13 protein-coding genes and 1 pseudogene are annotated in these 13,862 nt (G+C 59.3%); 11 read left to right on the forward strand and 3 right to left on the reverse strand.

Features of this window, described 5'->3' with window-relative positions:
• Positions 1-5: 5 nt before the first annotated feature.
• The 8 genes and pseudogenes from AB4N43_RS14660 to AB4N43_RS14695 form a co-directional block, all read left to right on the forward strand.
• A pseudogene (locus tag AB4N43_RS14660) lies at positions 6-701 on the forward strand (SPOR domain-containing protein); the annotation flags it as partial.
• A 232-nt stretch (positions 702-933) separates the two neighbouring features.
• The gene (gene hslV, locus AB4N43_RS14665; RefSeq protein WP_007899242.1) at positions 934-1,464 is read left to right on the forward strand and encodes an ATP-dependent protease subunit HslV; all 531 of its coding nucleotides are present in this window, start codon (positions 934-936) and stop codon (positions 1,462-1,464) included.
• Between the two features lie 55 nt (positions 1,465-1,519).
• Positions 1,520-2,860, forward strand: a complete 1,341-nt coding sequence (gene hslU, locus AB4N43_RS14670; RefSeq protein WP_027922108.1) for an ATP-dependent protease ATPase subunit HslU — start codon at positions 1,520-1,522, stop codon at positions 2,858-2,860.
• Between the two features lie 79 nt (positions 2,861-2,939).
• Positions 2,940-3,311 (forward strand): gamma-butyrobetaine hydroxylase family protein, encoded by a 372-nt coding sequence (locus tag AB4N43_RS14675; protein ID WP_027922109.1) that lies wholly within the window; start codon positions 2,940-2,942, stop codon positions 3,309-3,311.
• A 257-nt stretch (positions 3,312-3,568) separates the two neighbouring features.
• Positions 3,569-5,248, forward strand: coding sequence for a class II poly(R)-hydroxyalkanoic acid synthase (gene phaC / locus AB4N43_RS14680; RefSeq protein ID WP_027922110.1), 1,680 nt, complete (start codon positions 3,569-3,571; stop codon positions 5,246-5,248).
• 147 nt (positions 5,249-5,395) lie between these two features.
• On the forward strand, positions 5,396-6,250 hold the full coding sequence (phaZ, locus tag AB4N43_RS14685; protein WP_027922111.1) for a poly(3-hydroxyalkanoate) depolymerase: 855 nt from the start codon (positions 5,396-5,398) through the stop codon (positions 6,248-6,250).
• A gap of 110 nt (positions 6,251-6,360) precedes the next feature.
• Positions 6,361-8,043 carry a class II poly(R)-hydroxyalkanoic acid synthase gene (gene phaC, locus AB4N43_RS14690; protein ID WP_027922112.1) on the forward strand — a complete coding sequence of 561 codons (1,683 nt, stop codon included), beginning with the start codon at positions 6,361-6,363 and terminating at the stop codon, positions 8,041-8,043.
• 60 nt (positions 8,044-8,103) lie between these two features.
• On the forward strand, positions 8,104-8,724 hold the full coding sequence (locus tag AB4N43_RS14695; protein WP_027922113.1) for a TetR/AcrR family transcriptional regulator: 621 nt from the start codon (positions 8,104-8,106) through the stop codon (positions 8,722-8,724).
• A gap of 107 nt (positions 8,725-8,831) precedes the next feature.
• Here the strand turns inward: AB4N43_RS14695 and AB4N43_RS14700 are convergent, their stop codons facing one another.
• The 3 genes from AB4N43_RS14700 to AB4N43_RS14710 form a co-directional block, all read right to left on the reverse strand.
• Positions 8,832-9,704 (reverse strand): phasin family protein, encoded by an 873-nt coding sequence (locus AB4N43_RS14700; RefSeq protein WP_027922114.1) that lies wholly within the window; start codon positions 9,702-9,704, stop codon positions 8,832-8,834.
• Between the two features lie 10 nt (positions 9,705-9,714).
• Positions 9,715-10,137: a phasin family protein gene (locus tag AB4N43_RS14705; protein ID WP_027922115.1), complete on the reverse strand. Its 423-nt coding sequence runs from the start codon at positions 10,135-10,137 to the stop codon at positions 9,715-9,717.
• 252 nt (positions 10,138-10,389) lie between these two features.
• The gene (locus tag AB4N43_RS14710) at positions 10,390-10,665 is read right to left on the reverse strand and encodes a polyhydroxyalkanoic acid system family protein (RefSeq protein WP_027922116.1); all 276 of its coding nucleotides are present in this window, start codon (positions 10,663-10,665) and stop codon (positions 10,390-10,392) included.
• A gap of 155 nt (positions 10,666-10,820) precedes the next feature.
• On the opposite strand from AB4N43_RS14710, the gene ubiE reads away from it, so the two are divergent.
• The 3 genes from ubiE to ubiB are packed head-to-tail and all read left to right on the forward strand — an operon-like array spanning position 10,821 to position 13,815.
• Positions 10,821-11,591 (forward strand): bifunctional demethylmenaquinone methyltransferase/2-methoxy-6-polyprenyl-1,4-benzoquinol methylase UbiE, encoded by a 771-nt coding sequence (gene ubiE, locus AB4N43_RS14715; protein WP_007948968.1) that lies wholly within the window; start codon positions 10,821-10,823, stop codon positions 11,589-11,591.
• A complete protein-coding gene (locus tag AB4N43_RS14720) occupies positions 11,591-12,214 on the forward strand; it encodes a ubiquinone biosynthesis accessory factor UbiJ (RefSeq protein ID WP_460154180.1) in 624 nt (207 codons plus the stop codon). Before ubiE ends, AB4N43_RS14720 begins: the two co-directional genes overlap by 1 nt.
• Positions 12,211-13,815: a ubiquinone biosynthesis regulatory protein kinase UbiB gene (ubiB, locus tag AB4N43_RS14725; RefSeq protein WP_027922118.1), complete on the forward strand. Its 1,605-nt coding sequence runs from the start codon at positions 12,211-12,213 to the stop codon at positions 13,813-13,815. The genes AB4N43_RS14720 and ubiB overlap by 4 nt, the downstream gene beginning before the upstream one ends.
• The last annotated feature ends 47 nt before the right edge of the window (positions 13,816-13,862 follow it).

The raw sequence follows: 13,862 nt of genomic DNA on the forward strand, positions 1-13,862 counted from the left end.
GCCAAGAAAAACCTGCACCCAAGCGTGGCGCCAGCCGTTACCAAGCTCCTGCAAAACAGCCGATCCCGGGCTGGCTGTGGATGGCCATCGGCCTGACGGTTGGCGCGTTCATCGTCTTCCTGATGAAACTGGAGCCCGGCAAGGGCAGCGACACGGTCAAGCGCGAGAAGGTGGAACAGCAACAGAAAGCCAAGATCGCCGAGGCCAACAAGACCCCGCCGAGCCCGACGCAACCGGTGAAGCCGAAGTACGACTTCTACACCTTGCTGCCGGAATCGGAAGTGATCGTGCCGCCGGATGCCGTGCCGGAGAAGACGCTGCCAACGCCACAAGTGCCAGCCATTCCGACCACGCCGGTGACACCAGCCGAAGCGGCGAAGATCGACACGGCGCGGGCTCAGGCCGCTCTGGCCGGGATTACGCCACCACCGGCGCCACCCGTTTCCAAAGCGGCGCCGGTGACCAAGTTCTTCCTGCAGGCCGGTTCGTTCCGCAAGGAAACTGACGCGGACAAGGTTCGCGCGCAGATCATTCTGCTGGGGCAGGCCGTGGCAGTTGAGTCAGGCACGGTGAAGGATGAAACCTGGTATCGCGTGCTGGTCGGGCCGTTCAGCAATCGCGAACAACTGACCACGGCGCAGAAACAATTGGCCGGCGCAGGGTTTAGCAACCTGTTGTTACAACAACGCCAAAGCCGCTGACTTCACGGCAGGACCGCCGCGTCATCGTTCATCGCGAGCAAGCTCGTTCCCACAGGATATGCGCCAACCCTGTGGGAACGAGCTTGCTCGCGATGGCGTCGTGATAGACACCCAATTCCCTCACAGACTCACACCGCTCGTCTCCCGCCCCATCCCGCAGTTGAAAAACGCTCCACCACCCCCATATGAGTTGGCATAAGGCATTTTCGCCCCGCTGCGTGGAGACTCTCCCTTGACCACCATCGTTTCAGTTCGCCGCCACGGCAAAGTCGTCATGGGCGGCGACGGCCAGGTTTCTCTCGGTAATACCGTGATGAAAGGCAACGCGAAGAAAGTTCGCCGCCTGTACCACGGCCAGGTTATCGCCGGTTTTGCCGGGGCCACCGCTGACGCCTTCACCCTCTTCGAACGTTTCGAAGGCCAGCTTGAGAAACACCAAGGTCACCTGGTTCGCGCTGCTGTCGAACTCGCCAAAGAATGGCGCACCGACCGCTCCCTCAGCCGCCTCGAAGCCATGCTCGCAGTCGCCAACAAAGACGCCTCCCTGATCATCACCGGCAATGGCGATGTGGTTGAGCCTGAAGAAGGCCTGATCGCCATGGGTTCCGGCGGCGGCTACGCCCAGGCCGCTGCCAGCGCACTGCTGAAGAAGACCGATCTGTCGGCCCGGGAAATCGTCGAAACCGCCCTCGGCATCGCCGGCGACATCTGTGTATTCACCAACCACACCTTCACCATTGAGGAGCAGGACCTCGCTGAGTAAGCCTGTTTTGGCCACCACGCCACGGCTCACTTTTACCTGAGGACCGCCAATTACTATGTCCATGACTCCCCGTGAAATCGTCCACGAACTCAATCGCCATATCATCGGCCAGGACGATGCCAAGCGCGCCGTCGCCATCGCGCTGCGTAACCGCTGGCGCCGGATGCAGCTGCCTGAAGAGCTGCGCGTTGAAGTAACCCCCAAGAACATCCTGATGATCGGCCCGACCGGTGTCGGTAAAACCGAGATCGCTCGCCGCCTGGCCAAGCTCGCCAACGCGCCGTTCATCAAAGTCGAAGCGACCAAGTTCACCGAAGTCGGCTACGTAGGCCGCGACGTTGAATCGATCATTCGGGACCTGGCGGATGCGGCGATCAAGCTGCTGCGCGAACAGGAAATGACCAAGGTTCGCCATCGCGCCGAAGACGCCGCCGAAGACCGTATCCTCGACGCCCTGCTGCCACCGGCTCGCATGGGTTTCAGTAACGAAGACGCCGGATCGGCCACCGATTCCAACACCCGCCAACTGTTCCGCAAGCGCCTGCGCGAAGGTCAGCTGGATGACAAGGAGATCGAAATCGAAGTCGCCGATGTAGCCGGCGTCGACATCTCCGCGCCACCGGGCATGGAAGAAATGACCAACCAGTTGCAGAGCCTGTTTGCCAACATGGGCAAGGGCAAAAAGAAAAGCCGCAAGCTCAAGGTCAAGGAAGCACTGAAACTGGTGCGTGATGAAGAAGCCGGCCGCCTGGTCAATGAAGAAGAGTTGAAGGCCAAGGCGCTGGAAGCGGTCGAACAGCACGGCATCGTGTTCATCGACGAAATCGACAAGGTCGCCAAGCGCGGCAACTCCGGCGGCGTCGACGTATCCCGTGAAGGCGTACAGCGCGACTTGCTGCCGCTGATCGAAGGCTGCACCGTCAACACCAAGCTGGGTATGGTCAAGACCGACCACATCCTGTTCATCGCCTCCGGTGCATTCCACCTGAGCAAGCCGAGCGACCTGGTGCCGGAACTGCAAGGCCGCCTGCCGATTCGTGTCGAGCTCAAGGCGCTGACGCCGGAAGACTTCGAGCGCATTCTCAGCGAGCCACATGCCTCGCTCACCGAGCAATATTGCGCACTGCTGAAAACCGAAGGCCTGGGCATCGAGTTCCAGCCGGACGGTATCAAGCGCATTGCCGAGATTGCCTGGCAGGTCAACGAGAAGACCGAGAACATCGGTGCCCGTCGCCTGCACACCTTGCTCGAGCGCCTGCTTGAAGAGGTGTCGTTCAGCGCCGGTGACCTGGCCAGCGTCCATGACGGCAAGGTGATCATGATCGACGCTGACTACGTCAACAGCCACTTGGGCGAATTGGCGCAGAACGAAGACCTGTCCCGCTACATTCTGTAAGCCTCAAGTTGCAAGCTACAAGCGTCAAGCTTATCGAGTTAAGCTTGCAGCTTGTAGCTTTCCTCCCGAGGCTCTTCCTATGCTTCCCACCGACATCAAACTGCACAAAGCCTCGAAAACCCTGTCGCTGAAATACGCGTCCGGCGAGGAATATCACCTGCCCGCCGAGTTCCTGCGCGTGCACTCTCCCTCCGCCGAGGTCCAGGGCCACGGCAAACCCATTCTGCAATTTGGCAAGAAGAATGTCGGCCTGACCAAGGTAGAACCGGCCGGTCAGTACGCACTGAAGTTGACCTTTGACGACGGCCACGACAGCGGCCTGTTCACCTGGGAATACCTCTATGAGCTGGCGCGACGCTATGACGCACTTTGGGATGACTATCTTGCCGAGCTCAAAGCCGCTGGAAAAACCCGCGACCCAAACGAATCCGTCGTCAAGCTGATGCTCTAAGTCAGGCCTCTTGCTCTTTAGAGGGCATTTTCTAATTTCATCTGTTTGAATGCTCCGCCTCAGGGCCAATGATTGGCCCGCTTGCGAAAAAAATTAAACTCGGGTAACCAATGGATCTGGCAAGTTCCCTGCAGGCTCTCTGAACTAAAAAGCAGCGATGCAGTATTAACGGTCACCCGAGCAGTAGTACCTGGCATTGGCTGTGTGACTACCCAGTCAGGCTCAGGTACTCGTCTCAGGACAATGGAGCGTCGTAGATGAGTAACAAGAATAACGATGACTTGAAATATCAAGCCTCGGAAAACACTTTAGGGCTGAATCCTGTCGTTGGGCTGCGTGGTAAAGATCTACTGGCTTCTGCTCGCATGGTGCTCAGGCAGGCCATCAAACAACCGGTCCACAGTGCCAAGCATGTTGCCCATTTCGGCCTTGAACTGAAGAACGTGTTGTTCGGTAAATCCGAACTGCTTCCGACCCCCGAAGACCGTCGCTTCGCCGATCCGGCGTGGAGTCAGAACCCGCTCTATAAACGTTATCTGCAAACTTACCTGGCGTGGCGCAAGGAGCTCCACGACTGGATCGACGAGAGTAACCTGGCGCCCAAGGATGTCGCGCGCGGGCATTTCGTGATCAACCTCATGACCGAAGCCATGGCCCCGACCAACACGGCGGCCAACCCGGCGGCAGTCAAGCGCTTCTTCGAAACCGGCGGCAAAAGCCTGCTCGATGGCCTTTCGCATCTGGCCAAGGACATGGTGCACAACGGCGGCATGCCGAGCCAGGTCAACATGGGCGCATTCGAAGTCGGCAAGAGCCTGGGTGTGACCGAAGGCGCTGTCGTGTTCCGCAACGACGTGCTGGAACTGATTCAGTACAAGCCGACCACCGAACAAGTCTTGGAGCGCCCTCTGCTGGTGGTGCCGCCACAGATCAACAAATTTTACGTATTCGACTTGAGCCCGGAAAAGAGCCTGGCGCGCTACTGCCTGCGCAGCAATGTGCAGACCTTTATCGTCAGCTGGCGCAACCCGACCAAGGAACAGCGCGAGTGGGGCCTGTCGACCTACATTGAAGCGCTCAAGGAAGCGGTCGATGTGGTTAGCGCCATCACTGGCAGCAAAGACATCAACATGCTCGGCGCCTGCTCCGGCGGTATCACCTGCACCGCGCTGCTGGGCCATTACGCGGCACTCGGCGAGAAAAAGGTCAACGCCCTGACACTGCTGGTCAGCGTGCTGGACACCACTCTGGACAGTGACGTCGCCCTGTTCGTCGACGAGCAAACCCTGGAATCCGCCAAGCGCCAGTCCTATCAGGCCGGTGTGCTGGAAGGCCGCGACATGGCGAAAGTCTTCGCCTGGATGCGCCCCAACGATTTGATCTGGAACTACTGGGTCAACAACTACCTGCTGGGTAACGAACCGCCGGTGTTCGACATCCTGTTCTGGAACAATGACACCACCCGATTGCCTGCCGCGTTCCACGGCGACCTGATCGAGATGTTCAAAAGTAATCCACTGATCCGTCCCGATGCACTGGAAGTGTGCGGCACGCCAATCGACCTGAAACAAGTCACCGCAGACATTTATAGCCTGGCTGGCACCACCGACCACATCACCCCGTGGAAGTCCTGCTACAAGTCGGCGCAACTGTTTGGCGGCAAGGTCGAATTCGTGCTGTCGAGCAGCGGACATATCCAGAGCATTCTGAACCCGCCGGGCAACCCGAAATCGCGCTACATGACCAGCAGTGAAATGCCGGCCAAGGCCGAAGACTGGCAAGAAAACTCCACCAAGCACACCGATTCCTGGTGGCTGCACTGGCAGACATGGCTGGCCGAACGTTCGGGCAAACTGAAGAAGGCCCCAACGGTTTATGGCAACAAAACCTTCACCGCCGGCGAAGCAGCACCGGGTACTTATGTGCATGAGCGGTAACTGACACACCCCACCCTCCTGCAGGAGTCGAGCTTGCTCGCGAAGGCGGCGGCACAGTCAATGTAACTGCGTCTGCCTCACCGCTATCGCGAGCAAGCTCGCCACCTACAGGGGATCGGGGATGAATTAACCCACAGGGCCTGAAGCATGCCGCAACCGTTTATATTCCGTACCGTCGACCTGGATGGCCAGACCCTCCGCACGGCAGTACGCCCCGGCAAGCCTCACTTGACGCCCTTGCTCATTTTCAACGGCATCGGCGCCAACCTGGAGCTGGTGTTTCCGTTCGTCGCGGCATTGGACCCGGACCTGGAAGTCATTGCGTTCGACGTACCCGGTGTCGGCGGCTCGTCGACGCCGAATCGGCCGTACCGCTTTCCGGGCCTGGCGAAACTCACAGCACGGATGCTCGATTATCTCGACTACGGACAAGTCAACGTGATCGGCGTGTCCTGGGGCGGCGCCCTCGCCCAGCAATTTGCGTATGACTACCCCGAGCGCTGCAAAAAACTTGTGTTGGCGGCCACGGCGGCTGGAGCCGTCATGGTGCCGGGCAAACCGAAAGTGCTGTGGATGATGGCCAGCCCACGACGCTACATCCAGCCGTCGCACGTGATCCGCATTGCACCGATGATCTATGGCGGCGCCTTCCGTCGCGACCCCACCCTGGCGGCCAGCCACGCAGCGAAAGTCCGTTCGGCGGGCAAGCTCGGTTATTACTGGCAGTTGTTTGCCGGCCTGGGCTGGACCAGCATTCACTGGTTGCACAAGATCAACCAGCCGACGCTGGTACTGGCCGGTGACGACGACCCGTTGATCCCGTTGGTCAACATGCGCCTGCTGGCCTGGCGAATTCCCAATGCCCAGCTGCACATCATCGATGATGGGCATCTGTTCCTGATCACCCGTGCCGAAGCCGTGGCACCGATCATCATGAAATTCCTCGAGGAAGAACGCCAGCGCGCCGTGATGCATCCGCACCCGACGCCGTTGGGCAGTTAGTCGCTTCATCGGCCGGCAGGACGCCGCGCCGCGCAACAACCCACAACAGCGTCTATGGTGATCTGGTTCAGTGAGTTTGTTTTTGGCTTGAAACGAAGGAGTGTTGAGACATGCGCGACAAACCAGCGAGAGACGCTTTACCCACTCCCGCCGCGTTCATCAACGCACAGAGTGCAATTACCGGCCTGCGCGGCCGGGACCTGATTTCGACCCTGCGCAACGTGGCGGCCCACGGCTTGCGCAACCCGGTGCACAGCGCCCGACACGCCTTGAAACTGGGCGGTCAGTTGGGCCGTGTCTTATTGGGTGAAACCTTGCACGCGACCAACCCGCAGGACAGTCGTTTCACCGATCCGGCGTGGAGTCTCAACCCGTTTTATCGTCGCAGCCTGCAGGCCTATCTGAGCTGGCAGAAACAGGTTAAAAGCTGGATCGACGACAGCGCCATGTCCCCCGACGATCGCGCCCGCGCGCACTTTGCGTTTGCCTTGCTCAATGACGCCGTGTCGCCGTCCAATACCCTGCTCAATCCGCTGGCGATCAAGGAAATCTTCAATTCCGGCGGCAACAGTCTGGTGCGCGGTATCAGCCATCTGGTCGACGACTTCCTGCACAACGACGGCCTGCCCCGGCAAGTCACCAAGCAAGCATTCGAAGTGGGTAAAACCGTCGCCACCACGACCGGCTCGGTGGTGTTTCGCAACGAGCTGCTGGAGCTGATCCAGTACAAGCCAATGAGCGAAAAACAGTATTCAAAACCGCTGCTGGTGGTACCGCCGCAGATCAACAAGTACTACATTTTCGACCTGAGCCCGCATAACAGCTTCGTCCAGTTCGCCCTCAAGAACGGCCTGCAGACGTTCATGATCAGTTGGCGCAATCCCGATGTGCGCCATCGCGAATGGGGGCTGTCGACCTACGTCGAAGCCGTGGAAGAAGCGATGAATGTCTGCCGGGCGATCACCGGCGCGCGCGAAGTGAACCTGATGGGCGCCTGCGCTGGCGGGCTGACCATCGCCGCGCTGCAAGGTCACTTGCAGGCCAAGCGACAGCTGCGGCGGGTGTCGAGCGCGACCTACCTGGTGAGCCTGCTCGACAGTCAGATGGACTCCCCGGCAACGCTGTTCGCAGACGAACAGACCCTTGAAGCGGCCAAGCGCAAGTCCTATCAGAAAGGTGTGCTGGATGGTCGTGACATGGCCAAGGTGTTCGCCTGGATGCGCCCCAACGACTTGATCTGGAGTTATTTCGTCAATAACTACCTGCTCGGCAAAGAACCGCCCGCGTTCGACATCCTCTACTGGAACAACGACAACACGCGGCTGCCGGCGGCCTTTCACGGCGATCTGCTGGACTTCTTCAAACACAACCCGCTGAGCCACCCGGGCGGCCTTGAAGTGTGCGGCACGCCCATCGACTTGCAGAAAGTCACCGTCGACAGCTTCAGCGTCGCAGGCATCAATGACCACATCACGCCGTGGGACGCGGTGTACCGCTCGACTCTGTTGCTGGGTGGTGAACGACGCTTCGTGCTGTCCAACAGCGGCCACGTGCAGAGCATCCTCAACCCGCCGAGCAACCCGAAAGCCAACTACGTCGAAGGCGCAAAATTGAGCAGCGACCCACGCGCCTGGTATTACGACGCCAAGCAAGTCGACGGCAGCTGGTGGACGCAATGGCTGGAGTGGATTCAGCAACGTTCCGGCGCGCTGAAAGAAACCCACATGGCCCTCGGCAATCAGAACTATCCACCGCAAGAGGCAGCACCCGGTACTTACGTGCGTGTGCGCTGACGTTCAACCCTCCACGGCCGGCGTTGGCCGTGGCACTGACTCGATCATTAAGAAGACTGGATGAAAACCCGCGACCGGATTCTCGAATGTGCTTTGCAGTTGTTCAATCAGAAAGGCGAACCGAACGTCTCCACCATGGAAGTTGCCAACGAGATGGGCATCAGCCCTGGCAACCTCTACTACCACTTTCACGGCAAGGAGCCGCTGATTCTCGGGCTGTTCGAGCGCTTCCAGTCTGAACTGGCGCCGCTGCTCGACCCTCCTGCCGATGTGGAACTGGCACCGGACGATTACTGGCTGTTCCTGCACTTGATCGTCGAACGGCTGTCGCATTACCGGTTTCTGTTCCAGGACCTGTCGAACCTCGCCGGACGCCTACCAAAGCTGGCCAAGGGCATACGCAACCTGCTCAATGCGCTGAAGCGCACACTGGCGTCATTGCTCGCGCAGTTGAAGGCTCAGGGGCAATTGGTCAGTGATACGCAGGCGTTGGGGCAGTTGGTGGAGCAGATCACAATGACGCTGCTGTTCTCGCTGGACTACCAACGGATTCTTGATCGTGAGGGTGAGGTGAGGCTGGTGGTGTACCAGATCATGATGCTGGTGGCGCCGCACTTGCTGCCGCCGATCAAGGTGGCGACGGAGCAGATGGCGCTCCAATATCTGGAAGAACACGAGTAAACCTGAGACCGCCGCTCCCACATTGGATTGGCGGTGTTCTGGAGAATGGGTTCACCAACAAAAACGCCCGACCTTGGCAGGCCGGGCGTTTTTTTGAGCCCTGAAAATCAGGACTGACTGGTTGGCGTCGTTGCTGGCGCTACAGTCGGGGTTACAGCAGGGGTCGGCGCGGTTGCAGAGTTCGATGCGCTGACCGGGGCGGCCGGGGTTGCCGGTTTGGCAACAGCAGCCACTGCTGGTTTTGGTGCGGCGGCTTTCGGCGCTGCCGGTTTTTTCACCGCTGGCTTCTTCGCTGCAGCAGGTTTTGCTGCTGGCTTGGCGGCCGGTTTGGCAGCTGCGGTTTTGGCAGCTGGTTTAGCCGCTGGCTTGGCGGCTGCTTTAGCGGCAACCGGTTTAGCCGCTGGCTTGGCAGCAGCAGGTTTTGCTGCGGCAGTTTTGGCAGCAGGCTTGGCCGCTGCTTTCGCAGCAGGTTTGGCAGCCGGTTTAGCGGCGGCTTTGGCCAGTGGCTTGGCAGCGGTTTTAGCCGCTGGCTTGGCCGCTGCGGTTTTCGCCGCAACAGGCGCAACCTTGGCACCGGTGAGTTTTTCGATTTGCTTGGTCAGGGTATCGACCTTGCTGTGCAGTGCTTTCACTTCGTTGCGGCTCGGGACACCGAGGCGCGAAATGGCACTGTTCAGGCGCTTGTCGAAAGCCCCTTCCAGCTCATCCCATTTGCCCAGCGCGCGATCTTTAACGCCAGTGATGCGCGACTTGGCCGACGAAGCAGAATCCTTGGCGGCGTCGACTTTCTTGCCAACAGCGTTCTTGGTGAGCTTCTCGGCTTTCTCGCCGTCTTTGACCAATGTATCGAAGAGCTTGCTGCCGTCAGTGTCGATCTTCGAGTACACGCCTAAACCAGCCAGCCAGATTTTGCGGGAGTAGTCTTCGACTTTCCCGATCCACGAGCTGCCTTCTTTTTCGGTGTTCTTTTTAACAGCCATCCCGTTCTCCTTAAGATTTACGCGCGACGCGTTCGAGCAATGCCGTCAGCTCATCGAGCTTAGCAGAGAGTGTCTCAACGTCATGTTTAGACGGAATGCCGATACGATTCAAGGCACTTGCGACACGCGAGTCAAAAGCCTTCTCGACCTTGTCGAGTTGAACTTCGACCTTGCCTTTGAAAGTACTCACTTCACTCTTGGCTTCAACGATCTCGGCGTTAGCGGCTTCAAGCTTTTCAGCCACTACTTTTTTGCCTTTCTTTTCAACAGTTTGACCCGCCTTGATCAACTCTTGAAAGTACTCGCTACCCTCTTGCCCGACCTTGGCGTAGGCACCCAGGCCAGCCAGCCAGATCTTGCGGGCATAGGATTTGACGTCGCCCAGAGCGGTGGTCGATGCGTCGATTTTTTTCTTCAAAATAACTTTGGCCATGGTGCACCTCACGCGCAGAAGGTTTGAGGAACTGCCCGGACAAGTGTCGGGCTCAGGCACAAAGTAGGGAGAAAAATTAGAAACGGCACCCTAACAACTGACATAAACAAGTAGTCGGAACGCCAACCAACCTGTGGGAGCGGGCTTGCCCGCGAAGACGATGGATCAACCACAAAATGTATTGCGGATGTTCCGGCCTCTTCGCGGGCAAGCCCGCTCCCACAGGGATCGTGTTTCACAGAAAGAACCGGATCAGACCAACGCTTTATCGAGGGCCTTTTCGATTTCAGATTTGATCATGCCGCTCATGGCCGACATCATCAGGCCCAACTCCACATCGACGCGGATCGAATCTTCGCTGACATGCACCGCGCCTTTCACTCCGGAGCGCTTGAGGTTCAGCGTGTCACCGGACCACTGCGGCTCCAGGCCGTATTGATCGGACAGTTTCTGCGCCAGCTTGTCGGCCTTCTCGCGGGCCGCTTCCTTGCCCAGGCCGTGGGCACGTTCAACACTAATACGGGCCATCGAATGACTCCTGCTTTATGGATACTTTCCTGAAGCATCTTGACCATGACTGCGTCAAAACGTCCCGGTGGTTGCCCATCTTACCTTCAGCCTTGCCAAGACAAAGCATGCCTTGGGGATTAGAATGTCCCGCATTCTCTTCTGGTGACAGCGATATGACTGATCAGCGCAAAGGCAGCGATGCCGAACCCACCACTCACTTTGGTTTCAAAAACGTTCCGGAAAGCCAAAAAGCGGAAAAAGTCGCTGAGGTTTTCCATTCGGTAGCCGCCAAGTACGACTTGATGAATGACCTCCTGTCGGGCGGCATGCACCGTTTGTGGAAGCGTTTCGCAATCGAGCTTTCGGGCGTGCGCACCGGCAATCGCGTGCTGGACATCGCCGGCGGCACGGGCGACCTGACCAAGAAATTCTCACACCTCGTCGGCCCGACCGGCCAGGTGGTGTTGGCCGACATCAACGAATCCATGCTCAAGGTCGGTCGTGACCGCCTGCTGGACCTCGGTGTGGCCGGCAACGTCGAATTCGTTCAGGCCGACGCTGAAAAGCTGCCGTTCCCGGACAACCATTTCGACTGCGTGACCATCGCCTTCGGCCTGCGCAACGTGACGCACAAGGAAGACGCCCTGCGTTCGATGCTGCGCGTGCTCAAGCCTGGCGGTCGCCTGTTGGTGCTGGAGTTTTCCAAGCCAACCAACGCGCTGATGTCCAAGGCCTACGACGCCTACTCGTTCGCCTTCATGCCACTGATGGGCAAGCTGATCACCAACGACTCGGAAAGCTATCGCTACCTGGCCGAGTCGATCCGCATGCACCCGAATCAGGAAACCCTGAAGTCGATGATGGTCGAGGCCGGTTTCGACCGCGTGACCTACCACAACATGACCGCAGGCATCGTCGCCCTGCACCGCGGCATCAAACCCTGATGTTGCTGGCCGGCCTGCTCGCCAGCGTTGAACTCGGCCTGAACCGGGTGCTGAGTCTCGACAGCACCGCGCTGCCGCGGCTGGCGCATTTGAGCGGCCGGGTGATTGCCGTCGACTGCCGCAGCCCGGCATTGCAGCTGTTCATCCTGCCCAGCGATGAAGGCCTGATGCTCGCTTCCCACTGGGAAACCGGCGCCGACTGCACCCTGCGAGCACCGGCTTCGAGCCTGTTGAAACTGGCGATGAGCAAGGACAAGACTTCGGTCCTGCATGGCCCTGAAGTCGAACTCGACGGTGACAGCGGCGTGCTGCTGGAACTGGCGGCGATCCTTCAGGACCTCGAACTGGACTGGGAGTACGAACTCTCGCGCTGGCTGGGGCCGGTGGCCACGCAACTGGTTGGCGGTCACCTGCGCAGTCGCGCCCGCTGGTATCAGCAAGGGTTCGCCAGCCTGGGGCAGAACCTCGGCGAATACCTGGCTGAAGAGTCGCGCACCCTTGTCGGTCAGCGCGAAGCCGAAGCCCGATTCAGTGAACTGGACCAGATCAAACTCGATCTGGAACGACTCGAGGCGCGCTTCGAGCGCCTTTCCCGATCCCTCGACCCAAGCGATAACGCATGAAGCTGCTTGCCGTCCGCCGTTTGTTGCGCATCCAGCGCGTTGTGATTCGTTACCGCCTCGATGACCTGCTGTTTGCCCTGCCGCTGCCGTGGTTTCTGCTGGCACTGCGTTACGCGCTGCCGTGGCGCTGGTTCCCGCGCAAGACGCTGGACCTGAGCCGTGGCGCGCGATTGCGCCTGGCGTTGCAGGACCTGGGGCCTATCTTCATCAAGTTCGGGCAGATCCTGTCCACCCGCCGCGACCTGTTGCCGGAAGACATCGCCGACGAGCTGATGAAACTGCAGGACCGTGTGCCGCCGTTCGACTCGCAAGTGTCGGTCAAGCTGATCGAAGAGCAGCTCGGCAAGAAGATCAGTGAAGTGTTCAGCCGTTTCGACGTCGAGCCGCTGGCGTCCGCTTCGGTGGCGCAGGTGCATGCCGCGCAGTTGAAAACCGGCGAAGAAGTGGTGGTCAAGGTGATCCGCCCGGGCCTCAAACCGATCATCGCCCAGGATCTGGCGTGGCTGTTCATTCTGGCCCGCGCTGCTGAAAAGCTCTCGGCCGACGCGCGCCTGCTGCACCCGGTGGACGTGGTCAGCGACTACGAAAAAACCATCTACGACGAACTCGACCTGCTGCGCGAAGCGGCCAACGCCAGCCAGCTGAAGCGCAACTTCGAAGGCTCGCCGCTGCTCTACGTGCCACAAGTCTATTGGGACTGGTGCCGCCCGAAAGTGTTGGTGATGGAGCGCATCTACGGCATCCAGGTCACCGACCTGACCACCCTGGCCGACCAGCGCACCGACATGAAAATGCTCGCCGAACGCGGCGTGGAGATCTTCTTCACCCAGGTGTTCCGCGACAGTTTTTTCCACGCCGACATGCACCCCGGCAATATCTTCGTCAGCACCGTCAACCCGTGGAGCCCGCAGTACATTGCGATCGACTGCGGTATCGTCGGCAGCCTGACCCCGGAAGACCAGGACTACCTGGCCCGCAACCTGTTCGCCTTCTTCAAGCGTGATTACCGGCGTGTGGCGCAATTGCACATCGATTCGGGCTGGGTGCCGGCGGAAACCAAACTCAACGAATTCGAAGCAGCGATCCGCACCGTGTGCGAGCCGATCTTTGAAAAACCGTTAAAAGATATTTCTTTCGGCCAAGTTCTGATGCGCCTGTTCCAGACCGCTCGACGCTTCAACATGGAAGTTCAGCCGCAGCTCGTGCTGTTGCAAAAAACCCTGTTGAACATCGAAGGCCTGGGCCGTCAGCTGTACCCGGACCTGGACTTGTGGAACACCGCGCAGCCGTTCCTTGAACGCTGGATGCGCGAGCGCGTCAGCCCCAAAGCCTTGCTCGGCAACGTGCAGAGCCAGTTCGAACAGCTGCCGCACCTGGCCAACATGGCCCGCGACCTGCTCGAACGCATGTCCCAACCCCACGCCTACGACCCGCCACCACCGTGGCATAAACGCAAGGATGACTGGTTCTTGCGCCTGCTCGGCTGCGCCCACCTGGCGGGCGGCGTTATTCTGCTGGCCGGTGGACCACTGAACGAACTGGGTCATTGGCCCGGGGGAATCATGGTGGCCGTTGGTTTGTATCTGGTCGTTCGCCGATAGCCAGTTGTGTGATCCACTGGCACACTGTTTGAACGTTGGGCCAGGCT

Source organism: Pseudomonas sp. S2_B07 (genome assembly GCF_054668435.1).

Excerpts from the sequence above, each read along its gene's own strand:
- hslU (WP_027922108.1), top strand. The coding sequence starts at position 1,520 with ATGTCCATGACTCCCCGTGAAATCGTCCACGAACTCAATCGCCATATC.
- AB4N43_RS14675 (WP_027922109.1), top strand. The coding sequence starts at position 2,940 with ATGCTTCCCACCGACATCAAACTGCACAAAGCCTCGAAAACCCTGTCG.
- phaC (WP_027922110.1), top strand. The coding sequence starts at position 3,569 with ATGAGTAACAAGAATAACGATGACTTGAAATATCAAGCCTCGGAAAAC.
- phaZ (WP_027922111.1), top strand. The coding sequence starts at position 5,396 with ATGCCGCAACCGTTTATATTCCGTACCGTCGACCTGGATGGCCAGACC.
- phaC (WP_027922112.1), top strand. The coding sequence starts at position 6,361 with ATGCGCGACAAACCAGCGAGAGACGCTTTACCCACTCCCGCCGCGTTC.
- AB4N43_RS14695 (WP_027922113.1), top strand. The coding sequence starts at position 8,104 with ATGAAAACCCGCGACCGGATTCTCGAATGTGCTTTGCAGTTGTTCAAT.
- AB4N43_RS14700 (WP_027922114.1), bottom strand. The coding sequence starts at position 9,704 with ATGGCTGTTAAAAAGAACACCGAAAAAGAAGGCAGCTCGTGGATCGGG.
- AB4N43_RS14705 (WP_027922115.1), bottom strand. The coding sequence starts at position 10,137 with ATGGCCAAAGTTATTTTGAAGAAAAAAATCGACGCATCGACCACCGCT.
- AB4N43_RS14710 (WP_027922116.1), bottom strand. The coding sequence starts at position 10,665 with ATGGCCCGTATTAGTGTTGAACGTGCCCACGGCCTGGGCAAGGAAGCG.
- ubiE (WP_007948968.1), top strand. The coding sequence starts at position 10,821 with ATGACTGATCAGCGCAAAGGCAGCGATGCCGAACCCACCACTCACTTT.
- AB4N43_RS14720 (WP_460154180.1), top strand. The coding sequence starts at position 11,591 with ATGTTGCTGGCCGGCCTGCTCGCCAGCGTTGAACTCGGCCTGAACCGG.
- ubiB (WP_027922118.1), top strand. The coding sequence starts at position 12,211 with ATGAAGCTGCTTGCCGTCCGCCGTTTGTTGCGCATCCAGCGCGTTGTG.